Source organism: Flavobacterium sp. NRK F10 (assembly GCF_024054235.1).
Classification (GTDB): Bacteria; Bacteroidota; Bacteroidia; order Flavobacteriales; family Flavobacteriaceae; genus Flavobacterium; species Flavobacterium sediminis.
Genome location: NZ_JAMXLC010000001.1, coordinates 2,985,028 through 3,010,787, shown reverse-complemented (window position 1 = coordinate 3,010,787; position 25,760 = coordinate 2,985,028). Strand labels below are relative to the sequence as shown.

The 25,760-nt window shown below is 35.4% G+C and carries 28 protein-coding genes; 11 read left to right on the top strand and 17 right to left on the bottom strand.

Annotated features, from left to right (window positions below):
- Positions 1-16 precede the first annotated feature (16 nt).
- The 6 genes from NHF50_RS13735 to NHF50_RS13710 form a co-directional block, all read right to left on the bottom strand.
- A complete protein-coding gene (locus NHF50_RS13735) occupies positions 17-1,555 on the bottom strand; it encodes a SulP family inorganic anion transporter (protein ID WP_252776994.1) in 1,539 nt (512 codons plus the stop codon).
- Positions 1,556-1,665: 110 nt separating this feature from the next.
- On the bottom strand, positions 1,666-2,013 hold the full coding sequence (locus NHF50_RS13730) for a DUF1801 domain-containing protein (RefSeq protein WP_252776993.1): 348 nt from the start codon (positions 2,011-2,013) through the stop codon (positions 1,666-1,668).
- A complete protein-coding gene (locus NHF50_RS13725; RefSeq protein ID WP_109570202.1) occupies positions 2,014-2,469 on the bottom strand; it encodes a DinB family protein in 456 nt (151 codons plus the stop codon).
- 8 nt (positions 2,470-2,477) lie between these two features.
- Positions 2,478-2,939, bottom strand: a complete 462-nt coding sequence (gene coaD / locus NHF50_RS13720; RefSeq protein WP_252776991.1) for a pantetheine-phosphate adenylyltransferase — start codon at positions 2,937-2,939, stop codon at positions 2,478-2,480.
- A 5-nt stretch (positions 2,940-2,944) separates the two neighbouring features.
- Positions 2,945-3,499: a hypothetical protein gene (locus NHF50_RS13715; protein ID WP_109570200.1), complete on the bottom strand. Its 555-nt coding sequence runs from the start codon at positions 3,497-3,499 to the stop codon at positions 2,945-2,947.
- Complete coding sequence (locus tag NHF50_RS13710; RefSeq protein ID WP_252776990.1) at positions 3,499-4,479, bottom strand: D-alanine--D-alanine ligase; 981 nt, start codon at positions 4,477-4,479, stop codon at positions 3,499-3,501. The genes NHF50_RS13715 and NHF50_RS13710 overlap by 1 nt, the downstream gene beginning before the upstream one ends.
- A 96-nt stretch (positions 4,480-4,575) precedes the next feature.
- Here NHF50_RS13710 and NHF50_RS13705 point away from each other — a divergent pair, with 96 nt between their 5' ends.
- Positions 4,576-5,196, top strand: a complete 621-nt coding sequence (locus NHF50_RS13705) for a PASTA domain-containing protein (RefSeq protein ID WP_252776989.1) — start codon at positions 4,576-4,578, stop codon at positions 5,194-5,196.
- Entirely contained in the window at positions 5,196-6,233 is a 1,038-nt protein-coding gene (locus tag NHF50_RS13700; protein WP_252776988.1) for an RluA family pseudouridine synthase, read from the top strand. Before NHF50_RS13705 ends, NHF50_RS13700 begins: the two co-directional genes overlap by 1 nt.
- Positions 6,234-6,290: 57 nt before the next feature.
- On the opposite strand, the gene NHF50_RS13695 is transcribed toward NHF50_RS13700, so the two are convergent.
- Positions 6,291-7,142 (bottom strand): DUF2911 domain-containing protein, encoded by an 852-nt coding sequence (locus NHF50_RS13695; protein WP_109570196.1) that lies wholly within the window; start codon positions 7,140-7,142, stop codon positions 6,291-6,293.
- Between the two features lie 127 nt (positions 7,143-7,269).
- Between NHF50_RS13695 and NHF50_RS13690 the strand changes: the two genes are divergently transcribed.
- Positions 7,270-7,743 (top strand): SRPBCC family protein, encoded by a 474-nt coding sequence (locus tag NHF50_RS13690; protein ID WP_252776987.1) that lies wholly within the window; start codon positions 7,270-7,272, stop codon positions 7,741-7,743.
- Entirely contained in the window at positions 7,740-9,032 is a 1,293-nt protein-coding gene (locus tag NHF50_RS13685; protein ID WP_252776985.1) for a deoxyribodipyrimidine photo-lyase, read from the top strand. The genes NHF50_RS13690 and NHF50_RS13685 overlap by 4 nt, the downstream gene beginning before the upstream one ends.
- A gap of 3 nt (positions 9,033-9,035) precedes the next feature.
- Here the strand turns inward: NHF50_RS13685 and NHF50_RS13680 are convergent, their stop codons facing one another.
- Positions 9,036-9,689, bottom strand: a complete 654-nt coding sequence (locus tag NHF50_RS13680; RefSeq protein ID WP_252776984.1) for an HAD family phosphatase — start codon at positions 9,687-9,689, stop codon at positions 9,036-9,038.
- Positions 9,690-9,783: 94 nt separating this feature from the next.
- Between NHF50_RS13680 and NHF50_RS13675 the strand changes: the two genes are divergently transcribed.
- The 4 genes from NHF50_RS13675 to NHF50_RS13660 all read left to right on the top strand — a co-directional run bounded on the left by NHF50_RS13675 (position 9,784) and on the right by NHF50_RS13660 (position 11,996).
- On the top strand, positions 9,784-10,326 hold the full coding sequence (locus tag NHF50_RS13675; RefSeq protein ID WP_252776983.1) for an RNA polymerase sigma factor: 543 nt from the start codon (positions 9,784-9,786) through the stop codon (positions 10,324-10,326).
- Between the two features lie 30 nt (positions 10,327-10,356).
- The gene (locus NHF50_RS13670; RefSeq protein WP_252776981.1) at positions 10,357-10,770 is read left to right on the top strand and encodes a hypothetical protein; all 414 of its coding nucleotides are present in this window, start codon (positions 10,357-10,359) and stop codon (positions 10,768-10,770) included.
- Between the two features lie 4 nt (positions 10,771-10,774).
- Positions 10,775-11,227 carry a sensor of ECF-type sigma factor gene (locus tag NHF50_RS13665; protein WP_252776979.1) on the top strand — a complete coding sequence of 151 codons (453 nt, stop codon included), beginning with the start codon at positions 10,775-10,777 and terminating at the stop codon, positions 11,225-11,227.
- Between the two features lie 154 nt (positions 11,228-11,381).
- Positions 11,382-11,996, top strand: coding sequence for a PAS domain-containing protein (locus NHF50_RS13660; protein WP_252776978.1), 615 nt, complete (start codon positions 11,382-11,384; stop codon positions 11,994-11,996).
- Between the two features lie 52 nt (positions 11,997-12,048).
- Here the strand turns inward: NHF50_RS13660 and NHF50_RS13655 are convergent, their stop codons facing one another.
- Positions 12,049-13,125: an oxidoreductase gene (locus tag NHF50_RS13655; protein ID WP_252776977.1), complete on the bottom strand. Its 1,077-nt coding sequence runs from the start codon at positions 13,123-13,125 to the stop codon at positions 12,049-12,051.
- A 65-nt stretch (positions 13,126-13,190) separates the two neighbouring features.
- On the opposite strand from NHF50_RS13655, the gene NHF50_RS13650 reads away from it, so the two are divergent.
- The 3 genes from NHF50_RS13650 to NHF50_RS13640 all read left to right on the top strand — a co-directional run bounded on the left by NHF50_RS13650 (position 13,191) and on the right by NHF50_RS13640 (position 16,857).
- Entirely contained in the window at positions 13,191-14,396 is a 1,206-nt protein-coding gene (locus NHF50_RS13650; protein ID WP_252776976.1) for a hypothetical protein, read from the top strand.
- 88 nt (positions 14,397-14,484) lie between these two features.
- The gene (locus tag NHF50_RS13645) at positions 14,485-15,702 is read left to right on the top strand and encodes an RsmB/NOP family class I SAM-dependent RNA methyltransferase (RefSeq protein WP_109570186.1); all 1,218 of its coding nucleotides are present in this window, start codon (positions 14,485-14,487) and stop codon (positions 15,700-15,702) included.
- Between the two features lie 3 nt (positions 15,703-15,705).
- Positions 15,706-16,857, top strand: coding sequence for an endonuclease (locus NHF50_RS13640; protein ID WP_252776974.1), 1,152 nt, complete (start codon positions 15,706-15,708; stop codon positions 16,855-16,857).
- A gap of 102 nt (positions 16,858-16,959) precedes the next feature.
- Here NHF50_RS13640 and NHF50_RS13635 read toward each other — a convergent pair whose 3' ends face one another.
- From NHF50_RS13635 to NHF50_RS13600, 8 genes are all read right to left on the bottom strand, one after another.
- Complete coding sequence (locus NHF50_RS13635; protein WP_252776973.1) at positions 16,960-17,661, bottom strand: sulfite exporter TauE/SafE family protein; 702 nt, start codon at positions 17,659-17,661, stop codon at positions 16,960-16,962.
- A gap of 37 nt (positions 17,662-17,698) precedes the next feature.
- Positions 17,699-18,145, bottom strand: coding sequence for a FixH family protein (locus tag NHF50_RS13630; RefSeq protein WP_109570183.1), 447 nt, complete (start codon positions 18,143-18,145; stop codon positions 17,699-17,701).
- 85 nt (positions 18,146-18,230) lie between these two features.
- Positions 18,231-19,652 (bottom strand): cytochrome c oxidase accessory protein CcoG, encoded by a 1,422-nt coding sequence (ccoG, locus tag NHF50_RS13625; RefSeq protein ID WP_252776972.1) that lies wholly within the window; start codon positions 19,650-19,652, stop codon positions 18,231-18,233.
- Between the two features lie 64 nt (positions 19,653-19,716).
- Entirely contained in the window at positions 19,717-20,673 is a 957-nt protein-coding gene (locus NHF50_RS13620; protein ID WP_109570181.1) for a cbb3-type cytochrome c oxidase N-terminal domain-containing protein, read from the bottom strand.
- A gap of 11 nt (positions 20,674-20,684) precedes the next feature.
- A complete protein-coding gene (locus NHF50_RS13615) occupies positions 20,685-20,861 on the bottom strand; it encodes a CcoQ/FixQ family Cbb3-type cytochrome c oxidase assembly chaperone (protein ID WP_252776971.1) in 177 nt (58 codons plus the stop codon).
- Positions 20,862-20,871: 10 nt separating this feature from the next.
- Entirely contained in the window at positions 20,872-23,064 is a 2,193-nt protein-coding gene (gene ccoN, locus NHF50_RS13610; protein ID WP_252776970.1) for a cytochrome-c oxidase, cbb3-type subunit I, read from the bottom strand.
- Positions 23,065-23,078: 14 nt separating this feature from the next.
- Complete coding sequence (gene ccoS, locus NHF50_RS13605) at positions 23,079-23,267, bottom strand: cbb3-type cytochrome oxidase assembly protein CcoS (RefSeq protein ID WP_252776969.1); 189 nt, start codon at positions 23,265-23,267, stop codon at positions 23,079-23,081.
- An 86-nt stretch (positions 23,268-23,353) separates the two neighbouring features.
- Entirely contained in the window at positions 23,354-25,729 is a 2,376-nt protein-coding gene (locus NHF50_RS13600; protein ID WP_109570177.1) for a heavy metal translocating P-type ATPase metal-binding domain-containing protein, read from the bottom strand.
- Between the last annotated feature and the right edge of the window lie 31 nt (positions 25,730-25,760).

Genomic DNA, 25,760 nt, shown 5'->3' with positions numbered 1-25,760 from the left:
CAGGAATTATAGATTCTTAATTATTTCCCGGCATAACATTATACGTCGGGTCTTCTAAAATATTAACGTCAATTACAGCTTCTGCATTTTTAAGCAGGTTTACGCAATCCTGGCTCAAATGGCGCAAATAAACTGTTTTTCCTTCTTTTGCATATTTACCTGTTAAAGAGTTTACGGCTTCAATAGCACTCATATCTGCAATTCTGCTTTCTGCAAAATCAATAATGACTTTTTCAGGATCATTCGCAATATCAAACTTTTCGGCAAAAGCGGTTGTTGAACCAAAGAATAAAGGTCCGTAGATCTCATAATGTTTCACTCCGTTATCGTCCACATACTTTCTGGCTCTGATGCGCTTAGCATTTTCCCATGCAAAAACCAAAGCAGAAATGATCACACCGATTAAAACGGCCAGCGCTAAATTATGTAAAAAGATGGTAATTGCTGTCACGACCAACATAACGATAATATCTGATTTCGGCATTTTATTCCAGACCTTGAAACTGGTCCATTCAAAAGTTCCTATAGCAACCATGATCATTACCCCTGTTAAAGCCGCCATCGGTAGTAATTCTATAACCGGAGCAGCAAATAAGATAACTGCTAAAATGGTTAAGGCTCCTACAATTCCTGCTAAACGAGCTCTGGAACCGGCTGATAAATTTACCAAAGTCTGAGCGATCATCGGACAGCCTCCCATTCCGAAAAAGAAACCGTTAGCAATATTAGCTGTTCCCTGTGCTAAACATTCCCGATTACTGCTTCCTTTTGTTCCGGTAATCTCATCTACTAAATTCAGTGTTAAAAGACCTTCTGTCAACCCTACTCCCGCCATAACTAATCCATACGGAAAGATTACTTTTAAAGCCTCCCAGGTTAAAGGAATCTGAGGAATATGAAACGGTGGTAAAGTTCCGCTTACGGAAGCGATATCTTTTACCTGACGAGTATCGATCTGAAAAATGAGAACAATCGCAAAAACGATCATAATAGCTACTAACGAAGCAGGGATAGCTTTCGTAATTTTAGGCAAAATATATACAATTGCAATAGTTAAGGCTACTAAGCCTAACATCGTCCATAAAGGTGTTCCCGAAAGCCAAACAGACTCCCCGTTCAGAGTTGTTTCAAACTGTTTTAACTGTGACATGAAGATAATAACCGCCAAACCGTTTACAAATCCGTACATTACAGGTTGCGGAACCAATCGAATAAACTTTCCTAATTTAAAGATTCCTACAACTATTTGAAGAATTCCGGCTACAATTAATGCTCCGAACACATAATCCAATCCGTGAGATTTCATCAAGGCAATCAAAACAATTACTGTTGCTCCTGCTCCTCCTGAGATCAATCCGGGTCTGCCGCCGAATATTGCAGTTATGATTCCCATTAAAAAGGCACCGTACAAACCTACTAGTGGCGGAAAATCAGCCAAAATAGCAAATGACAAAGATTCCGGTATCATGGTCATCGCAACGGTTAATCCGGCCAGGATCTCTGTTTTATAGTTTACTTTCTGAGAAAAATCGAATAGATTAAAAACTTTTTGCATAATGAAAACCTCTTTTTGGCTTAAAAAGCGGCAAAGATAGGGATTTCAAAGTTAACAGGAGGTTAAGCTACAGCAATCGTTCTAAAACTCCTTTTCGCTTAACGATATTTTTATAATCCCACTGAATCGTTTTTTGATTTGTTCAGCCATCGGGTCAGATCTTTTGTATCTACCTGAGAAATGTCTGTATAGCGTATTTCCGCAGCTTTAAATTTGCCTTCACTTTGCAATTGGTCTTCTTCAAAAGATTGACCACTCCAAAACAAAAGTCGGATACAACCTTTAAGTTTACTATATCCGGCTACAGGATTTCCATTGATAAACCAAACAGGATGCGCATGCCAAATCTTACTTTGTGCTTCCGGTAAAGCTTTATCTATTTCTTGTGCCAACAAAAAACAAATCTCTTTTTCCTGTTCTATTTGTTGTTCGTTATAGGCTTTTATTCCGGAATTCATTTAACTTCCGTACTTATTAATGATTGCCATTTGCCCGGCATGATATGCTGTATGAGAAACTATTCGTCCGAAAGCTTCCGCTTTAGTTTTGGTACCGAATTCAGCAGTAGTAATAACTGTTTCCCAATCTTCATCCGTTTGTTGTCGGACAATGTTTAACAAGGTCTTAAAAGAATGATCCACATATTCTTTCAATTCATTTAAGTTGGTCCATTGACCGGTATCTCTTTTATCAATAACTGTTTTGGCAATAACCTTTACACTACTATCGCCAAAGACATTTTTACTGAACAATAGCTCCACATCGCCAATGTGTCTGATGAGAAAACCGACAGAATTTTGCGATGGTAATAATCTCTTTGTCAGATCGCTTTCTGACAAATTCTGAAGTTGATTTGTAAACCGAGTTCTGGATTCTATCCAAAGCGCTATTAATAATTCTGTTTTAGTTTTCATATTTCAGGCTATTTATGTACTTGTACCGATTCCGGAACTAACTTAGAAATATCGCCGCCGTTTCGCAATACATCGCGAACAATACTGGATGAAATAAAGGAAGTTCGTGCTGCGGTTAATAAGAAAACGGTTTCTATCTTAGACATGACACGGTTGGTATGCGCGATAGCTTTTTCAAATTCAAAATCAGCAGGATTGCGCAAACCTCTTAAAATAAAATCAGCTTTTTCCTTTTTGCATAAATCTATGGTTAAACCATGATAGGTTATTACTTTTACTTTAGGTTCGTGTTTGAATGCTTCTTCAATAAATCGCTTACGGTCTTCCAATGAGAACATATACTTTTTTTCAGCATTCACTCCTATTGCTACAATTACTTCATCAAACAAAGAAGCTCCTCTTGTAATAATATCAAAGTGTCCGTTAGTTATGGGATCAAAAGATCCCGGGAAAATAGCGCGTCTGTTCATATCTTTTATTTAAGTCGTTGTATCATATTAGTAATGGTATACTGGTTGTACTCTCCTCCTTCTACCAGATATTCTCCTTTTTTATTGATAACCATAACCCCGTAACAAGTTCCTTTTCTGTTAAAGAAGTGTTTCAAAAAGTAATGTCCCACATCGTCATAATGGGTTTCAAAATCTAAAATAGGTTTGGCATATAATTTATCGGCATAGATGTATATATTACGGCAATTCGTGAGATCCACATTCGGATAGACTTCATTATCAAACCAATCCTGTGTAGCCTGTAAACCATCGTAAATACTAAAAGGACATTCGTCTTTAAGCCCTTTAAAATTGATAACTAAGATCTCTTCTTTGGTCCAGTTATAAGTTTCTTTGATACTTTTTAACTGATCTTTAGGCAAAGTTTGTACTTCCTGCTGAATCTTTACTTCTTTTTTTGCTGTTTTAATTTCCTTATTCTCGACAGAAGAGGTCTTTTTCAGCATTTGAATTTGAGACCATGATTGCTGTACGAACAAGCACATTACAATGAGGGTCAATTGGATTATTTTTTTCATCACAAACTAATTTTAAGAGCTAATTCTATTGCATTTTCAAAGAGTTGACCTAATGAAATTCCGGCTTTTCCGGCTTGTTGCGGCAAAATACTTTCATTAGTCAATCCCGGAATAGTATTCATCTCAAGCATGTAAGGTTCTCCGTTTACAATAATAAATTCGCTTCGTGAAAACCCTTTCATTTTCAGGATTTCATAAGCTTTTTTAGCTGTTTCCGCTACTTTTCGATGGACTTCCTCCGAAATTCTGGCTGGTGTTATTTCCTGAGATTTCCCTAAATACTTTGCTTCGTAATCAAAAAAATCATTTTCTGATACGATCTCCGTCATAGGTAAAACGGTAATTTCTCCTTTATAGTTTATCACACCCACAGAAACTTCTGTTCCGTCTAAAAAACTTTCTATAATGATTTCGTTGTCTTCCCGGTAAGCATTCTCAATGGCAGAAAGCAATTCACTTGATTCCTTTACTTTAGAAATCCCGAAACTAGAACCCGATTTATTAGGTTTTACAAAGCAAGGCAAACCTACTATTTCCATAATTTTTTCCTGATTAATTGCATCTCCCTGATTCAAATAAAAAGACTGAGCCGTTTTAATTCCGTAAGGTTTCAATACGGAAAGTAAGTCTCTTTTATTAAAGGTTAAGGCAGCCTGATAATAATCACAAGATGTTTGCGGAATTTGTAATAATTCTAAATATGCCTGCATCAAACCATCTTCACCCGGAGTTCCGTGAATGGCATTAAAAACTACATCAAAAGTTATTTTCCGCCCTTCTTTTTCTACAGAAAAGTCATGTTTGTTAATAGGAAATTCCTGTTCGTCTTCATCTACATACACCCATTTTTCTTTCAGAATATGAACCCGATACGGTTTGTATTTTGTTCGATCTAAATTTTGAAAGACCACATTTCCGCTCGTTAAGGAAATTTTGTATTCACTGGAATAACCGCCCATTATAATGGCAACATTTTTCATATAGAATCGTTATATAGTATAGCAAAATTACATTATTTATTCCTAACTATAAATGTTTTGTATTTTATATCTTTGCCAAAATAATATTTTTTATTTATGAGCTTACGTAAGTTTTTAACAAGTAAAGTTTTTTTGATCCAGATCGGCATTGCCTTGGGTATTTCCATTGTTCTTATCTTCCTGTTAATGAAGTTTCTGGACATCCAGACCAAACACGAAGAAGAAATCAAAGTACCTGATCTTTCTAAAATGCAATTAAAAATCGCTAAAGAAAAATTAGCTGAACTCAATCTTGAACTGATTTTATTAGATACCGTTGATTTTAAACCTGATATGCCGCCGTATTCAGTTGTGGAACAGGATCCGAAAGCGGGAAATAATGTAAAAAGCGGTAGAAAAATTTACATAAAGTTGAACTCCGGAGAATATGACGACGTAACTATTCCTGATTTTAAAGATAAAACATATCGTCAGATCAGTGCAAATCTAAAATCCTTAGGCCTGCACGAAGGCAAAAAAATATACCGTCCAAGTATTGCAAAAGACGTTGTTTTACAACTCATGCAAAACGGTAAAAAATTAAAGAAAGGCGATAAAGTAAAGAAAACATCTAAAATCGATTTCGTCTTAGGAGACGGTAAAGAACTCTTTAACGGTAGTAATATAAATACTGATAATGAGACGTCAACGACTAATGATAATGAAAACCAACCTTAATGAGTAATCAGATTAACGATAACGAACCGGAAGACGAATTATACGAACACCATAGATTTGAAGTTTCTAAAGGACAGCAACCGCTTCGGGTTGATAAATTTTTAATGAACTTAATTGAGAATGTTACCCGAAGTAAAATTCAAAAAGCAGCTGATGCAGGAAATATTCTGGTAAATGATGTTCCGGTCAAATCCAACCATAAAATAAAGCCGAATGATATCATTAAGGTCATGTTTGAACATCCTCCTTACGAACATTTGTTGAAAGGAGAGAATATTCCTTTAGATATCGTATATGAAGACGAACAGCTGATCGTTATTAACAAACCTGCCGGAATGGTGGTTCATCCGGGACATGGAAACTATTCCGGAACTCTGGTCAATGCTTTGGCTTATCATTTTGACAATTTACCCATGAACAGTTCCGAGCGTCCGGGCTTAGTACACCGAATTGACAAAGACACATCCGGATTATTAGTTGTTGCTAAAACGGAATTAGCAATGGATTACCTGACCAAACAGTTTGCCGAAAAAACATCGGAACGAGAATATGTTGCTTTAGTTTGGGGAAATATCGAAGAAGATGAAGGAACGATTGAAGGCAATATTGATCGCCATACGACCAACAGAATGCAAATGGCCGTTTTCCCGGACGGAGAAAGAGGAAAACCGGCTGTCACTCATTATAAAGTTCTAGAACGATTAGGTTATGTTACTTTGGTTTCCTGTCGATTAGAAACCGGAAGAACACACCAGATCAGAGTTCACATGAAACACATTGGTCACACTCTATTCAATGATGAACGTTATGGCGGTAATGCTATTTTAAAAGGAACAACTTTTACTAAATACAAACAGTTTGTCGATAATTGTTTTAAAGTATTACCCCGTCAGGCGCTTCATGCCAAAACGTTAGGTTTTGAACACCCAGTCACTAAAGAATTCATACGTTTTGATTCTGAAATCCCACAGGATATGGTAGACTGTATTGAAAAGTGGCGTGTATATTCCAAAGCTCAGCAATTTGAAGAAGAATAAAATAAATAAAAAAGCCGGAAATTCCGGCTTTTTTATTTATAGTACGATCTGAAAATCTTATTTTGACCATTCAGAGATACTGTCTTTATTCATTTTGATATAGTCATTATTCCCTGCCTTAGTAGCTCCGTCAAGAGAATACTTAGCTGTTTCTATTGCTCCTGTTTTATCTCCTGTTTTAGCCTGAATAAGAGCTTTTAATCTCAAATACCAAAACGGAACATCTTCTCCTGTCGGAGTCATAGAAATTGCATTATTGATCCACAATAATGCTTTTTTCATATCACCATTAGACTGATAGTAATATAGAGCTGCAGAATAATAATCATCCATTGAAGGTCCGGCAAGAACATTTTCTATACTTGACATGGCAATTTCATTCGTAGGAACTGAAAACGGAATTGAAATGGAAGTACGCTCCCAAGCCAGATCTAAAGTCCCGGAATCATTTGTTAAATTATTAATAGAAATTGTGAACGATTCTACAGGTTTTCCTATAGTAACCGGTTTTACACTGGTACGCAAAGCGACTTTTTTCTCGTCCCACTCTTGCGGTAAGCCCCAATTGCTTGTATCCGTATAAAAAATCACATCCCAACTATCAGCTCTGGGTGTTGTATAAAGGGCATATTTCCCTTTTTTTAATTCTTTTCCATTAATCACCACATTATCACTAAAACTTATTGTTGTATTTGCATTCGCTCCGGTTCTCCAATTTTTTCCATAAGGCACTAACTCTCCGTAAACAATTCTGCCTTTGGCACTCGGGCGACAATATTCTACTTCAATTTCTGTTAATCCTACAGTTTGATCAACTTTGGCAAACGGGCTTGCCTGTGGTGTTTTAACTTGTGCATTCGATAAAGCTGCTGTAAGCGTCAAAAAAGCAACAACAATAAATTTTCTCATCCTAATTATTTATTTTAATCATTTGCTACGAAATTACTAAAATTAAAATTTTCATTTGTTAACCATTTCCTAAAATTATTTTTTATTTTGTTTAATAAAATTATTAATTTTGTTAAACAATATTGTTATGCAAATTTACCGACTACATAGAACGCAAAAATTACCCATCGCTCTTAACGATGCATGGGACTTTTTTTCAGACCCTAAAAATCTAAAACGCATCACACCTGATTATATGGGTTTTGAGATCATAAGCGGTGCTGAAAAAAAGATTTACCCGGGACAGATCATTCAATATTTAGTTTCTCCTGTTTTAAAAATAAAAACAAAATGGGTCACTGAAATTACACATGTTGTTCCTCAGGAATTCTTTGTAGATGAACAACGCTTTGGCCCTTATGCTCTTTGGCATCACAAACACTTTTTTAAATCAATTAATGGGGGTGTCGAAATGGAAGATATTGTAGACTATAAATTACCTTACGGATTTATAGGACAATTAGTCCATCCTGTATTGGTTAAACCTAAACTGGAGGAAATTTTTAAATATCGCGAACGAAAATTAAACGATTTGTTCGGAACATATAACGACAAGCTATGAGAATATTTTGGTTTAGGAGAGATCTGCGCTTAGAAGATAATACCGGATTATATCATGCTTTGAATTCGGAGGAAGAGGTCTTGCCGATTTTTATTTTTGACCCGAATATTCTGTCTCAATTGCCTAAAAACGATGCCCGAGTCACTTTTATTTACCAACAATTAGAAAACCTCCGGAATCAACTCGAACATGCAGGAAGAAGATTAGCTGTCTTTTCAGACGATCCTTTACAGGTTTTTGAAAAACTGATTGAGGAAAATCCTATTACTACAGTTTATACCAATCACGATTACGAACCTTATGCCCGAAAACGGGACAAAGCCGTTTTTCAACTTTTACAGCAACATGCCGTTTCATTTAAAACGTGTAAAGATCAGGTTATTTTCGAAAAGGATGAAATTACAAAAAGTGACAGATCGCCTTATGTTGTATATACACCCTATTCTAAAAAATGGAAAAAAGAATGGCTTCATAAAACTATTGTCCATCACCCGTCAGAAAAATTATTACACAAGTTCGCAGTCCACTCCTACCCTTTTTTACAACTGAAAGATATCGGTTTTGAATACTCAACTATTACAGTTAGTCCTTATAACCTTTCTGAAAAGCTGATTGCAAATTATAAAGAGACCCGAAATTTTCCGGCGATCCACGGAACTTCTTTCCTTAGTACACATTTACGTTTCGGAACGGTTTCTATTCGTAAAATTGTTCAAAAAGCAGATACTTGTTCTGACAAAACATTTTTGAATGAACTGATCTGGCGGGAATTTTTCATGCAGATCCTTTGGCACTTTCCGCACACTGTTCATAAAAGTTTCAAACCACAGTACGACAATATTATCTGGAATACCCACGAAAAAAATTTCCAGTTGTGGTGTGAAGGAAAAACCGGTTATCCTTTTGTAGATGCCGGCATGCGGGAATTAAATACTACCGGACACATGCACAACAGGGTTCGCATGATCGTGGCAAGCTTTTTATGCAAGCATTTATTGATCGATTGGCGCTGGGGCGAAACCTATTTTGCTCAAAAATTATTAGATTATGAACAAGCCAGTAATATAGGGAACTGGCAATGGGCAGCCGGAAGCGGAGTTGATGCAGCACCTTACTTCAGGATTTTTAATCCTACGGAGCAGATCAAAAAATTTGATCCTGATCTCAGATACATTAAAAAATGGATCCCGGAATTGGAAACCGATTCCTATCCGAAACCTATCGTAGACCACAAAGAAGCGCGGATAAGATGTCTTGAGACCTATAAAAAAGCATTGGAAAAAATTTAATCCTTACATTTTAGATATCCTGTCAAAATCCAAAAGACCAAAGTCTTCTACAATATAATCTGCATGTGATAGGTCTTGTAATTTTGAATTTTGACTATGGTAACCAATACATTTCAACCCGGCCGCTTTTGCTGCTGTAATTCCGTTAGTACTGTCTTCTATAACGATACAATTTTCATCTGCAAAAGCAGATAAACCAGCTGCATGTATAAAAATTGCCGGATCAGGTTTCGATTTCGGAAAGTCTTCTCCACTGACCCTATGCGTAAAATACGGATTCAAACCGAAACGGTTAAAAACTCTTGTTATTGTTCCTTTTGAGGCCGAAGAAGCTAAAATGAGTTGCATGTCATTTGCATGTAAATTTTTAATCAACGCTTCCACACCATCGATTAAGAATAAATCTTCTTTAGTGTCAAAGGCTTCATTAAATAAAAAGCGTTTTCTTAAGATCAATTCTTCTACTTCATGAGACAGATCGAAACGCTCTTTTAGTTTCTGAAAAACATTTCGTGTAGAATTCCCTGTAAAAGAAGCATATAACTCTTCTGAAACATCTATACCTAATTCCTTAAAATGAAGATCATAAGCGTATTTATGAACAGGTTCTGTATCTACAATTACCCCATCCATATCAAAAATAACAGTTTTAATCATCGTTGTGTTGCAATTTTATGCAAAGGTAGTACTAAATTTCGATTTCAAATTAAACCTTTTTGCTTAACTTTAATCTAAAGTATAAACGAAAGACTTGGAAAACGAAAAAGTTTTTATTGAAGCTTTATTGAATCCTAAAACGCAGCAAAATGCTTTTAGAGAGCTTTTGCATTTGTACCAAAAGCCCTTGTACTTTCACATACGAAATATTGTTTTAAACCATGATGATGCCGATGATGTCTTACAAAATACATTTCTGAAAATCTATCAGAACCTGTCGAATTTTAAAGGAGAAAGTAAATTATATTCCTGGATGTACCGGATTGCTACTAATGAAGCTTTAAATTTCATCAATCAAAAAGCCCGAAAAAACGGTACAACTATTGAAGAATGGCAAAACAAAGCTATTAACAGCCTTGAAAGCGATACGTATTATGACGGAGATGAGATTCAAGTAAAATTACAAAAAGCCATTGCTGATTTACCGGAAAAACAGCAATTAGTCTTTAAAATGAAATATTTTCAGGAAATGAAATACGAAGAAATATCTGAGATTGTAGATACTTCTGTAGGAGCCCTTAAAGCCAGCTATCACATAGCGGTTAAAAAAATTGAAGAATATTTGAAAAATAATTAAACCAAACGACTAAAATTTTGTCTTAACAATATGAAAGACTTTGATTTACATAATAAAAAAATAGCATCCGGTTTCAAAGTTCCGGAAACCTATTTCGAAAATTTTGAATCCAAAATGATGGAGACCATTGATTTTAAAGCTCCTGAAAAAGAACCTAAGGTCATTTCTCTTTTTCATAGAAAACAAATTTGGATTTCGGCAATTGCTGCTATTTTTGTAGCACTTTTAGCGATCCCTGTTTATTTTAGTTCAAATACAACAGAAAATATTGAAAGCCAAACACTGGAAAATTATCTGACAACTGAATATTCAACTTACGACCTGATCGATAAACTGAGTAATGAAGATCTTCAAAATTTAGAAACCTCTATTAGTTTAAATGAGGATGCCGTTGAAGATTATTTATTACAAGAAGACAACCTTGATTATTACCTAAACGAATAAAACCATGAAAAGAAAAATTCTAATCCCGTTATTTTTACTGATAGCTTTCATTGGCTTTTCTCAAAACTTTAAAGATAAGAAAGAAAAGATAAAAGCCTTAAAAATTGCTTATATCACTGAAAAATTAGAACTTACACCAGATGAAGCTCAAAAATTCTGGCCTATATACAATGCCTTTGACGATCAGGAATTTGATATCCGCCACAATAAAATGCGAACACTGATCCATAAAATCGGAGACGGAGGTTTTGAGTCACTTTCGGAAAAAGAGGCTGCAACTTTGCTCAACCAGATGGAAAGTTATGAAGATCAATTGTACACTCTGCGTAAAAAATACTTTAAAGAACTGCAAAGTGTTCTCTCCGCTAAAAAAATCATTCTTCTGAAAAAATCCGAAGAAGAATTCAATCGCAAATTACTACACCAATTCCGGGAAAACAGAGATAAAAGAGATTAACAAATAAAGCCTAACGTTTTTAAAGTTAGGCTTTATTTTTTTGTTAACATTTTTTTAACATTTTTTTACACAAACCTGATTTTTGTCATTTTTTTTCGTTCTATAGGGTCTTTACTTTGTCCTATCTTAAATTATTAACACAAAAACTTTAGGTATGGAAGCACCAACAAGACCAACTCCGATTGACAAAGAAGTCATTTGGGACAAAACAAGAACCATTATGAGTAAAACCGACAAATACGGTACTATTGAGTACGCTAATGAAGTATTTGTTGATGTATGTGGATACGAAGACTATGAATTAGTAGGGCAACCTCACAACATTATCAGACATCCTGATATGCCAAAAGTTGTTTTTAAAGTATTATGGGATAATTTAAAACTAGGAAATAACTTTCATGCGGTAGTTAAAAACATGGCTAAATCAGGTAGATACTACTGGGTAATTACTGATTTTGATATTTCAAGAAACGAAGATGGAGAAATCACACATTATTTTGCCAGAAGAAAAGCTGTACCGCAAGAAGTAGTTTCAAAAATTGAGCCTTTATACAAAAAATTACTTCAGATTGAAGAAGCTGCAGGAATGGAAGGAAGTGAAAAGTATTTAACAGGGTTCCTTGAAGAACAAGGACAAGATTATGTTGAATTCTTAAAAGGTTTAATGTCTGAATATCAAAAAGAACAAGCGGCTAAAGCTGCTGCTGCAAATGCTGAAAACAATAAACCTGTCGAAAGCAAAGGATTCTTTGCTAGATTTTTCAGCTAATAGTTTTTATTGAGTTTTTTTGAAAAAAGCAGTCTTATAGAGACTGCTTTTTTTATTTCATAAATTCCATTTTAACTATTGTATTCCGACCGGCTGCATAAGCAACAGAATCATTTTGAAACCGTAAAGTATACAAATCCGTATTTTCAGCCATTTTTTTCCAATGTTCACCAAGGTCTGAAGAATAATAAACACCTGTTGCCCCTACACTCACTATCCCTTTCCTGTCCGATTCGGGTACAAACTGTACACAGGAAGCATAGCCGAATGCACTATTTTCGGCAACTACTTTCCAATTTTTCCCTCCGTCAGTTGTAATAGCCTTGTTAGCCGCATTATAATCCGGCTTCTCATAATCTCCACCGGCAACAATTCCAACGTTTTCATCATAGAAATCGACTGTAAAAATGCCGGTCATTATTCCACCCTGAATTATAGGTGTATCATAAACTTCCCAGGTTTTCCCTTTATCTTCACTTACCAAACATCTGGCTTTTTTCCCTCCGGTTACGATAAATACCTTTCCTCCTCTTAAAATAACATTAGTGTTACTGGCTGCAAAAGCAGCTTCTCCTTCTACAATTTCCGGCAGCGCGTCACAAGGAATTTTAGACCAGTTTTGTCCAAAATCTTCAGTAAGCCAAACATCTAAACAATTTTCGGTCGGATCGCCCATTACTACTCCAAAGCCTTGTTTATCTATTTGCATACTGTCAAAAAATACATTCTCATTTTCATTCGAATATACGTTCCTCACTTGTCTTTTATCTGAACTGATATGATACATTAAAGCCGGTGAAGCCACACTAAGGATACAAACTCCGTTTCGGGCTTTAGCTATACTTCTGAATTCCGGTAAAAGCGAATCTTTTACAACATATCCGTTAAAGATTTTTTGCGTCTCCAAGTCAATTGCACCATACTTACCGTTGTTTCCTGCAAACCATAATTGATTACTGTCTATCAAAATTGCCCTGATACTGATAGAATCTTTATAAACAGGAGTAATAATTACTTTTTCAAATGGTCTTTTCAATTCTTTTTCAGACTCACAAGAAAAAAATAAAACACTGATAATCAAAACATAAAAAACATAACTTACAAACTTTCCTCTTCTTACAAACATCATAAAAATATTTTTTGGCACAATAATTGGTTTTACTAAAATGAAAAACAAAAATACCGGAGAATATTATGAAAACAAAAATTTTTACTTCAGTAATAATCGCTTTGCTGGGAATATTTTCGGCAACTGCACAAGATAAAACAACAGTAAGAGCCAATAGCAGTGATATTAGCGACAATCTGGACTTAAGAGCTGTGGCTACAATTTTCGGAGACAGTAAAGACCTCGAAGATTTTGAACGCAGATTAAATGACCCGGAACTTCAGATCTCTAATTTAGACTTGAATAATGACAATTATGTAGATTATTTAAGAGTGGTAGAAAGCATTGAAGGAAATGCCCACATTATTGTCGTTCAAGCTGTTTTAGACAAAGATCTCTATCAGGACGTTGCCACTGTAGAAGTTGAGAAAGACCAAAACAACAATGTAACCGTACAGGTTGTAGGTGATGTTTATATGTATGGTGCCAACTATATATATGAGCCGGTTTATGTAACCCGACCGGTAATTTACACTACTTTTTGGGTAACTAACTATCGTCCTTATTATTCTTCATGGTATTGGGGCTACTATCCGACCTATTATACTGTATGGCATCCGTATCCGATATTCAGATATAGAAATAACATTGTTCTTCATATCAACTTCGGGCATACTTACCATTATGTAACACACAGAAGATGTGCTTATGCGTACAATGCTTATTATGGCAGAAGAGCTAACGGTTATGAAGTTCGTTATCCGAATCGTTCATTTGCTTACAGAAACTCAGGATACAGCAACCGATACGAATTAGATCAAAACAGAACCGTTAAAACACGTACACCGGGTACAAGACAATTATCCGCTTCAGGAAACAGCAGAAATTCCTATGCTTCATCAAGAAATAACAGCAGTTATTCTACCAGAAATAATAATAGTACAAGAAGTTATAATCAAGGTAGCAATACAGCTACTACCCGAAGTAATACAAATACAACAAGAAGTAACAACAGAACGTATGCTGAAAACCGTTCCGCTAACTATCGCAGTTCCGGAAGTTCAGCAACAAGAAATAGCTCTACAAGAGCAACCACAAACAGAAGTTATACACCAAGCAGCTCTTCAAACCGTAGTAATACCAATATGAGCAGAAGCACTAACAGATCAAGCAGCGCTACTCAAAGTCGCTCATCATCAGGAGTTAGTCGCCAGAGCGGTTCATCGACCAGAAGTACAGGAGGAAGTCAGTCAAACGGACGTTCCGGAGGCGGAAGAAGCGGAAGAGCATAAAAACTTAACTTTAAAATTACATGAGCCGTATAGTTTATACGGCTCATTTCTTTTTTATTACTATCTTTGTAGGCTTATTTATTTAAAAATGAGATTACACAGAAATTTAGTTTTTGCCGTTATTGATGCCTTGTTAGAAATTTTTAATGAAGGAGAATATGCTGATAAGGTTGTGGCCAAAGTTTTAAAGCGAGATAAACGCTGGGGAAGCAAAGATCGAAAGTTTGTTGCCGAAACCATCTATGAAATTGTCAGATGGAAACGTTTATATGCTGAAATAGCAGAAGTAAAAGAACCTTTTACACGTGATAATGTGTGGAGGTTATTTGCTGTTTGGGCTGTATTAAGAGGTATTGCACTACCCGACTGGAAATATTTTGAAAATACCCCGGTTCGCCGTATTAAAGGTAAATTTGATGAACTATCAAAAACCCGAAAATTCAAAGAATCCATTCCGGATTGGATGGATGAATTAGGTGTTAAAGAATTAGGGGAACCTGTTTGGTCAAAAGAAATTCATGCTCAGAACCAGCAAGCTGAAGTAATTTTGAGAGTGAATACCTTGAAAACGACTAAAGAACAATTACGTTCCATTTTAATGGATGAAAATGATATTGAAACTTCATTCTTAAAAGACTACAATGATGCTTTACTTTTAAAAGAACGTGCCAATGTTTTCTTGACCCGTGCTTTTAAAGAAGGATTATTTGAAGTTCAGGATGCCTCTTCTCAATTAGTAGCTTATTTTCTAGATGTAGAACCGGGCATGCGTGTTGTTGACACTTGTGCCGGAGCCGGAGGAAAAACCTTGCATCTCGCTTCTTTAATGAAAAATAAAGGGCAACTAATTGCTATGGATATTTACGAAAGTAAATTGAAACAATTAAAGACAAGAGCTAAAAGAAACGGTGTTCACAACGTAGATTTCAGAGTAATTGACTCTACTAAAGTCATCAAAAAATTACATGAAAAAGCGGATAGAGTTCTGATTGATGCTCCTTGTAGCGGATTAGGTGTTTTAAAACGTAATCCGGATAGTAAATGGAAACTTCAGCCTGAATTTGTGGAAAATATCAAGAAGACTCAAGCAGAAGTATTAGAGAACTACTCTAAAATAGTAAAACCCGGCGGAAAATTAGTTTATGCTACTTGCTCAGTTCTGCCTTCAGAGAATCAAGAACAAATTAAGCATTTCTTAAACTCGGAAGCCGGTAAAAATTTTACTTTTGTCAAAGATCAAAAAGTATTGGCTCACGAAAGTGGGTTTGACGGATTTTATATGGCCCTATTAACTCGTAAAAATTAACTCATGAAAAAAATTACTTTATTTGCCTTATTTGTAGCCCAGATTGCTTTAGCACAAGCTCCTGCCGGATATTATGATTCTACTGTAGGATTAACCGGTTATGCTTTAAAAACCCAACTGAAAAAAATTATTGACGATAATACTGACGGTTTAACTCCGGAGTATCTGCATACTGATCAAGGTTATAGTTCTTTATGGACTTTGTTTGCTAACAATAATGCGTTCCATGATATTTATGACGAAAACGATAACACTTTATACGACATGTATTCAGAAGTTCCGGGCGGAACTGATCCTTATAATTTTACATTAGTAACCAACCAGTGTGGTTCTTATTCCGGTGAAGGAGATTGTTACAACAGAGAGCATTTAATTCCGCAGTCGTATTTTGATCATTTTGCTGTAGCTCCAATGAAAAATGACCCTTTTCATGCAGTTCCTTCAGATGGTTATGTAAATGGTCAACGTAATAATCTGCCTTTCGGGGAAGTAAGTTCAGCGACTTATACATCACAAAACGGTTCTCAAAAAGGAAGCAATATTACAGATGCTTACTCTAGCTACAACGGGACGGTTTTTGAACCGCTTGATGAATTTAAAGGGGATATTGCTCGTTGCTTCTTTTATTTTGCTACACGTTATGAAGACCTGATGGATGATTTTTACAGCGGAGCGAATGCTTCTACTTGTGAAGCAAAAAATATGTTTGACGGTTCTACAGACAAAGTATTCTCTGACGCCTTTATCTTCCGATTGATCAAATGGCATAAGGAAGACCCCGTTTCTGCAAAAGAGATCAATCAGAATAATGTTATTTTCTCATATCAGAACAACAGAAACCCATTTATAGATAATCCTGATTTTGTATGTGAAATCTATCCGACGCAGTGTGCTGCTGTTGATGCATTAGAAGCGGAAAGCTTTGCCTTAAATAGTGTCTCTCTTTTCCCTAATCCTAGTGCAACCGGTGAATTTACGGTACAGTCTCAGACTCCGTTAACTTTAGTTACGGTTTATACCATTAACGGACAAGTGATCCAACAACTTAAACCTCAAAGTGAGACATTCAAAATCAATAACTTGTCTAAAGGCTTTTATTTGATTAAATTAGATACTGATGCTGCTTCTACGATACAAAAAGTTATTGTGAACTAAAAAAGTATTTGAATAGTATAAAATTAAAAAAGCATCAAAGTAATTTTGATGCTTTTTTTTAATCCAAACCAATTAATAATCAAAAATAAAAAATCTTTATAATCAGTGACAGTTTGCTTCACTTTGCACAAACAAACTAACATCACCGGGAGAAATATAAGGGATACTTAATCCCAAACCTCTCATGATAAATAAAATTCCTATACAAACTGCAATAACAGGTATTGCTTTTTGCAATTTACTTCTAAAAGAAACAGTAAGCAAATTTGATACATAAACTACCAGACTCATCATAGGGATAGTCCCTATTCCATAAAGAACCATATACAGAACGCTAAGATCTAACCGATTCATAGCTAAAGCTCCGAATAAAGCCACATAGACCATCCCGCACGGTAAAAACCCATTTAGTACACCAATGGTATAAATAGACCCCATGGTTTTCTTCTTAAATTGGTTGCCCAATGAAGATTTAACCCGAGAAATTATTTTGTATACCGGTTTAGAGAAATTGTATTTCGCAAATTGTTTTTCAGGAACAACAGCAATCACGATCATTATAACTCCGACCACAATTGACAATTGTTGTTGCATTCCGGCTAAATAAAAGCCTCTCCCTAGAATTCCGAACAACAACCCCAAAGAACTATAGGCTGTTATTCTCCCCAAATGATACAACAAGATCTGTATCGTCTTAGTGGCCTGATTACTTCTGTCTACCGGCAACATCATAGCTATAGGTCCGCACATGCCCACGCAGTGCAGACTACTTATTAAACCGAATATGACAGCAGTATAAAGCATGTAAATAATTTTTTATGTCACAAAAAACTAGCTACTTTTAAAAATAAATAGTTTCTTTGTTAAGATAATCTGTTGATTGGTATGTCCAATCGACAGTAATGTCCCAAAGACCGCCTACCAAACTACTTTTAGGTATGAGCAAATGTGGACTAGAAAGTGAAATTGGAATTTCAAAATCTAATTTTTGGTTAGACGGTCTGTATAGGGACACTTTTCCACTAATGTTTTGTGCCTCAAAATTTTCAGGAAAAATCACTAAAATTCCATCATCTGTTTTTTTAATGACCAATCTATGCTCTAAAGCATTAGCTTTTTCCTGTTTGTTAATATCGTTCTGAACAGTCGCTTCTTTTTTATAGTATTCTTTAGTTACCAATTCATTATCATACTTTGGATTAGATTGTACTCTGAATACAAACGACAAAATGAATACTATAAATATACCGAAAGCTATAACTATACCTGTTCCCCAATTAAATTTCATCTGTTCTGATTTTTATAATTATCAAAGATAGAAACAGGTCAAACAAAATTATTATTCAATTAAATTCGACCTGCCATCTTATTTTTTAAAAGCTTCTCGGTCCAAGGAAATTTGAAGTCGTTTTCTCTATTCGTTCCTTACCGCTATAGACTTCAATTTTAATTTTAGTTTTATCTCCTGTCAAGAAAGCTTGATTAATTTCAATAAATAAGGTTCCTTCGGCTAAGCCTTCTTTAGGAACTTTAAAGTATTCGTTCCCTACTACTTTTACTTCACCTTTCGGATTAACCAATTTAAAATGAACACTATCTAATTCCTTAACTGTTTTGTTCACGATCTTATACGTAAACACATTACTGATCTTGTCTCCCTTATGCTCATATAATTGACCCGGTAAACGTAAAACCGTAGCTTCTACTTCACCTCGCAGGAATAACAAGCCTATCAACAATCCGATTAAAATGGTTAATACTGCTATATAACCTTTCATTCTTGTAGTCAAAGAAAATTTTTCTTTATTTACAATTTCAGCTTCACTTGCATAACGAATCAGACCTTTCGGCAAACCTACTTTTTCCATAATGGTGTCGCACTCATCGATACAGGCCGTACAGTTTACACATTCTAACTGAGTACCGTTACGAATATCAATTCCGGTAGGACATACAACTACACATTGTTTACAATCAATACAGTCACCATATCCTAATTCTTTTCGATCTTCTCCATTACGCCATTTTTTTCTACCGTTTTCACCTTCTCCTCTCACATGGTCGTAAGCTACAATAACGGATTTATCATCCAGTAGTACTCCCTGTAAACGTCCGTAAGGACAAGCAATGATACATACTTGCTCTCTAAACCATCCGAAAACAAAATAGAAAACTCCTGTAAATACTAACAAAGCAACTAATGTACTTAGATTTTTTGCCGGTCCTTCAGTGATCATTTTGATCAACTCGTCGCTTCCTACAAGATACGCCAGAAAAACATTGGCAATCATAAAAGAAATAACAAAGAAAATAAACAGTTTCATTACTCTCTTTCTTATTTTTTCAGCATTCCATTCTTGTTTTGCCAAACGTATTTGTGCTCCTCGATCTCCGTCAATCCAAAACTCAATTCTTCTGAAAACCATTTCCATAAAAATAGTTTGAGGACAAAACCAACCGCAAAAAATTCTACCAAAAGCAACCGTAAACAAGGTTAACCCTACTACTCCTATTATCATTGACATTACAAACAAATGGAAATCCTGAGGCCAGAAAGGGAAACTGAAAATATTAAACCTTCTTTCCAAAACATTGAACATCAAGAACTGATTTCCGTTGATCTTAACAAAAGGAGCTGCAAACAAAAAAGCTAATAGCAAATAGCTTAATAATTTTCTCTTATCATAAAATTTACCTGATGGCTTTTTAGGATAAATGAAATTTCTTTTACCTTCTTTAGTGATAGTACCTATACTATCTCTAAAACTTTCGTCTGGTAAATTAGTGTTAGACATGATATAAATTTGGTTTTTTTTAAAGAAGGATTCGGGCAAATGCCCAAATCCTTTTTTATTATTTTTATTCTGTTTTTAGAGAATCAACAACAACCGTTGCCACCTCTGTAGAATCTGTAACTGCTGTAGCATCTGCATCAGCTGCCGGTGCTGCTCCTTCTTCTATCCATTCATCCCCTTCAGACGGTTTCGGGTCTTTTGGATTTGAACCTTGTAAAGAAAGTATGTAGCTGGCTACTTTTTGAATCTCTGTCGGTTTTAAAGTTTCTTTCCAAGGCACCATACCTTTTCCGGAACGTCCTCCCTCAGTAATAGTGTTGAAAACGTTTTTAATACCACCGCCTAATATCCAGTATTTATCTGTTAAATTAGGTCCGATTGCGCCCCCTGCATCCGCACGGTGACAAGCAACACAGTTCGTTTTGAAGATGTTCTCCCCTTCAGACAAAGAGGCTGCATCTGTCAATAAAGTAACTTTATCTTTTGTCATTAAGTCCGGTGCAGTTTTCAAATATTCCTGAACTTCTTTATCTTTTTGTTCCATTTCAGCAATGAACTCTTCTTCCTGAGTATAATCTCCTACAATGTGGAAACGAACCAGATAGACAATTGCAAAAACGATACAGGCATAGAACAATCCTACCCACCAAGGAGGCAATACATTATCAAGCTCCTTAATACCATCGTAGTCGTGATCTAACATTACATCTGCCTCTTGCTCAATATCTTTTGAGCGGGTAAGCATTTTCATCAATTTACTATCAGCAAAAGAAACACTTTGAGCCTCAGCTAATTGTTTTTTCTGTTCATCAGATAGTAAGCTATACGTAACCTTATCTACAGCATCTACAACGATCTCGATTGCTATTAATAAGAATAAAAATACTCCTAAAAATAATGCTACCATCGGATACTTAATAAATGCAGGCTTATCACCTGAATCTATAAAATATTCCAAAGCGCCCATTACTATGGCAAAAATCAATGGAACTCTTACATATGCCGGAATTATTTTTTTCATCTTGAATGTTTTTAATTATTATCTTCTTTAAATGGTAATTCGCTCAATTCATTAATTTTCTCTTTACTATAGGTCATTGCCCAAATAAAGAAGGCAACAAACACGACAAAGAATATGGTTAACGATATGATAGGATATACCTCTACTCCAACGATAGTTTCCAGATTGTGTTTAACGAATTTCAACATGACTTACAATTTATTTTGTTGGATTTTTCACTTTAATATCAGTTCCCAAACGTTGTAAATATGCTATCAACGCTACAATCTCTCTGTCTTTCATAGGAACGAACTCATCACCTCTTGCAAGTGCATTTTTCTTACTTTCTTCATACGCTTTTACAAAGTCAGGATCAGAATGAAGATTTTTCTCAATCTCAGCAGATTGCTCATCCATACTTTTTCTAGCATTGGTTACATCTTCTGCTGTATAAGGCACTCCTAAGGTTTGCATTACTTCCATTTTTTTCTCTATCAAAGAGTGATCCATAGCCTTGTTATCAAACATCCATTTATAACTTGGCATAATTGAATTAGGAGAAGTACTTTGCGGGTCATACATGTGGTTAAAATGCCAGTTGTCATTGTATTTACCACCTACTCTGTGTAAATCCGGACCTGTACGTTTTGAACCCCATAAGAATGGATGGTCATATACATACTCTCCTGATTTTGAATATTCTCCGTAACGTTTAACTTCTGAACGGAACGGACGAACCAATTGTGAGTGACAGTTGTTACATCCCTCACGGATATATAGGTCTCTACCCTCTAATTCTAACGGTGTATACGGTTTAACACTTGCAATAGTCGGAATATTCGATTTCACTACCAGCATCGGTACAATCTGAACAATACCCCCGATAGCTACAGCAATTGTTGTATAAATAGTAAACTGAACCGGTTTTCTTTCTAACCAAGAGTGCCAGCTTTCTCCTTTTAATTGATATGGAGAAATTCTTGTTAATGCAGGTGCCTCAGCTAATTCATCTTCAATAGGAGAACCTTGACGTACCGTTTGGATCACATTATATACCAATGTTAAGATACCGATAAAATATAATGTACCACCAATAGCTCTCATAGCATGCATAGGAATAATCTGTGTTACAGTTTCTAAGAAGTTACCGTAAACCAATGACCCGTCCGGGTTAAATTGCTTCCACATTGAAGCTTGTGTAAACCCTGCCACATACATTGGCAACACATATAAAATGATACCTAAAGTACCGATCCAGAAGTGGAAATTAGCTAATTTTTTAGAATATAAAGTAGTTTTAGCCATTCTTGGTAACATCCAATATGTCATACCAAACATCATAAATCCGTTCCAAGCTAAAGTACCTACGTGAACGTGCGCTACGATCCAATCCGTAAAGTGAGCAATCGCATTCACATTTTTTAATGATAACATTGGACCTTCAAAAGTAGACATACCGTAACCGGTAATTGCCACTACCATAAATTTAAGTACAGGATCTACTCTTACTTTATCCCAAACACCTCTCAATGTTAATAAACCATTGATCATACCACCCCAAGACGGTGCAATCAACATTACAGAGAAAACCACTCCTAAATTTTGTGCCCAATCCGGTAAAGCGGAATACAATAAGTGGTGAGGACCAGCCCAGATATAGATAAAGATCAAAGACCAGAAGTGAATAATTGACAATCGGTAAGAATAAACCGGACGGTTAGCAGCTTTAGGCACGTAATAGTACATTAACCCTAAGATAGGTGTTGTCAAGAAGAAAGCCACGGCATTGTGACCGTACCACCACTGAACTAAAGCATCCTGAACTCCGGCATAAACCGAATAACTTTTCATTGATGTCCAAGAAACCGGAATCTCTAAATTATTGAAAATGTGTAATAAAGCAACAGCTATAAACGTTGCAATGTAGAACCAAATGGCTACATAAATATGACGTTCTCTTCTTTTAATGATCGTTCCGATCATATTAATACCGAATGCCACCCATATAACTGCTATAGCTATATCAAAAGGCCACTCCAATTCAGCATATTCTTTTGAAGAAGTCATACCTAAAGGTAATGTAATGGCCGCACCTAAAATGATGATCTGCCATCCCCAGAAGTTCAATTGACTTAAAAAGTCACTATACATTCTGGTTTTTAATAAACGTTGCAAGGAATAATATGCTCCTGCAAACACACCATTACCCACAAAAGCAAAGATTACTGCATTTGTATGTAACGGCCTTAATCTTCCGTAACTTAACCATGAAATACCATCGGTCATGTTAGGAAACAAATAAAAGAAAGCTACTATAAGCCCGACAAGCATTCCTATTACACCAAAAGCAATTGCTGCATAAAGGAAGTTTCTTACAATTTTGTTGTCGTAATAAAATTGTTGCATTTCCATAATTAGATTGATTTTTATTTCTCTTTTTGTGATTGAATTAATTTGTTGTTAGGGTTTTTCTTGATTTCATCGTCAAAAAGCATTCTGACGGAAGGTGTGTAATCATCATCATATTGACCGCTTTTCACTGCTTTTATAAAAGCAAGCAGAAAAGTTATGGCCACAACGATACTTACTGTGATTAATAAATAAATTACGCTCATACCTATTTTTATTTTACGTTAACAAATTTAATTCGGGCACTGTAACTAAAATATGATTTTTGTCATATCTGAAATTTTTGTTAAAATTATTTCCTTCTGCTCAAAAGGTTTGTCATAATTGTTACAAAGCTCACTACTGTAATAGAACTGAGAGGCATAATAATTGCCGCTACCAAAGGAGATAAATGCCCTGTGATTGCAAAGCTAAGACCTATACTGTTATACAAAAGCGACAATCCGAAACTTGTATAAATAGTCTTTACGGCATTTTTTGCATAATGAAGGTAATAATCCAAACGAGCAAATTGACTTGCATCCATAATCCCGTCACAAGCGGGTGAAAACACATTTACATTTTCAGATATGGCAATTCCCACATTACTTTGCGCCAAAGCTCCGGCATCGTTCAACCCGTCACCTATCATCATAACATTTTTTCCTTGCGTTTGTAAATTCTCTATGAACTTTAATTTTTCTTCCGGCTTCTGATTAAAAATCAATTCGGTAGCATCTGGGAGTAATGTCAATAGCGTATTTCGTTCGCCATCATTATCACCGGAAAGAACTTTTAATTCGTAATTTTTAGCTAATTTCTCAAATAAATCAGCTAAACCTTCACGATATTGATTGTTAAATATATAAAATCCTTTGTAAATCCCATTAATTTTTATGTTAACTTTTGTTTTCTCATACTCTGAATTCTCTTCTATATCAAGAAAACTTGCTGAGCCGAACTGAACGATTTCTTTATCAAAAAAAGCTAAAACGCCTTTCCCAGTAAGCTCTTCATAAGATGTTGGCATTGCTTTAGAAACATCAGGCAAATAATCATATAATCTTCTGCTTAGCGGGTGATTAGAGCCTCGAAGAGCATTCTTCAATAAGTAGATTTCATGGTCACTCAGCTCTTCTCCTACAAATCGGATCGCTGTTTTTTTATTGGTTGTAATGGTTCCTGTTTTATCAAAAACGATAGTATCTACTTTTGCCATTTGTTCAATTACTGTCGCATTCTTTAAATACATCTTTTGTTTTCCCATAATACGAAGTACATTCCCTAATGTAAATGGTGCTGTAAGAGCTAAAGCACACGGACAGGCAACAATTAAAACTGCAGTAAAAATATTAAACGCCTGATACGTGTCTACAAACAACCATCCTATCAAAGAAGCAAAGGCTATCAATAATAAAGCAGGAGTAAAATATCGACTAACTTTATCTGTAATGGTTTTATGCTTTTGTTCAAATTTCTTTTGAAAGACATCATTACTCCATAGTTGAGTTAAATAACTTTGGGAAACAGAAAAAAGCACTTCCATTTCAATACTTTTTCCCAACTGTTTTCCTCCGGCAAAAAGTTTATCTCCTGATTTCTTTTCAATAGGTTCTTCTTCACCGGTAACAAAACTGTAATCTACAGCTGCTTTTTCAGAGATTAATATTCCGTCAACCGGAATTAACTCCTGATTACGGATCAGTAAACGATCTCCTTTTTCAATCTCATACACCTGAACGGCTTCTTCTGTCCCGTTTGGTGCCACCTTTGTAACAGCTATGGGGAAATATGACTTATAATCTCGTTCAAACGACAAAAAGCTATAGGTTTTCTGTTGGAACAACTTTCCTAATAACATAAAGAAGATCAAACCTGTTAAGCTATCAAAAAAACCTTGTCCATAGCCCATGATGATATCAATTGTACTTCGTACAAACATAACTACGATCCCCAAAGCAATAGGAATATCAATATTCAATATCCCTGAGCGGATACTTTTATAAGCTGATTTATAATAATCGATAGCCGAATATAAAAATGCGGGAAGAGACAAAGCAAAAATCAGCCATCTGAAAAAAGAGCGATACTGATTGATCCAGAATTCCTGAACTTCAAAATATTCCGGAAATGACAATAGCATGATATTCCCGAAACAGAAAAAAGCCACCCCCACCTTATAGATCAAACTACGATCGACTTCTTTTTTACCCGTTTCATAATTCTCCAGACTTATATAAGGTTCATAGCCTATTGAACTTAAAAGATATACGATTGCTTTTAAATCTGTTTCCTGAGGATTAAATGTAATACGGACTTTCTTTTCCGGAAAATTTACCTGAGAAACAATAATTCCTTTCTGAAGTTTTTGTAGATTTTCTAATATCCATATACACGAACTACAATGTATATGAGGAATATACAATGATACAATTGACGTTGTATTTTCATTGAATTCTAATAACTTCTCAACAATTGTTACATTGTCTAAAAAGTCATATTTACCATTGATGTCCTGAGGCGTTGCTCCAGGGGCTTGTTGGAAATCATAATAACACGTTAAATCATTCTGACTAAAGATTTCGTAAACGGTCTTGCAACCGGTGCAACAAAAATTTTTGTCATCATAAATAACCTCGTCTTTTTTATTAATTTCGTTACCACAATGGAAACAAGTATTTGATTCCATATATTTGCTCTTTTATACCTTATACAAAGGT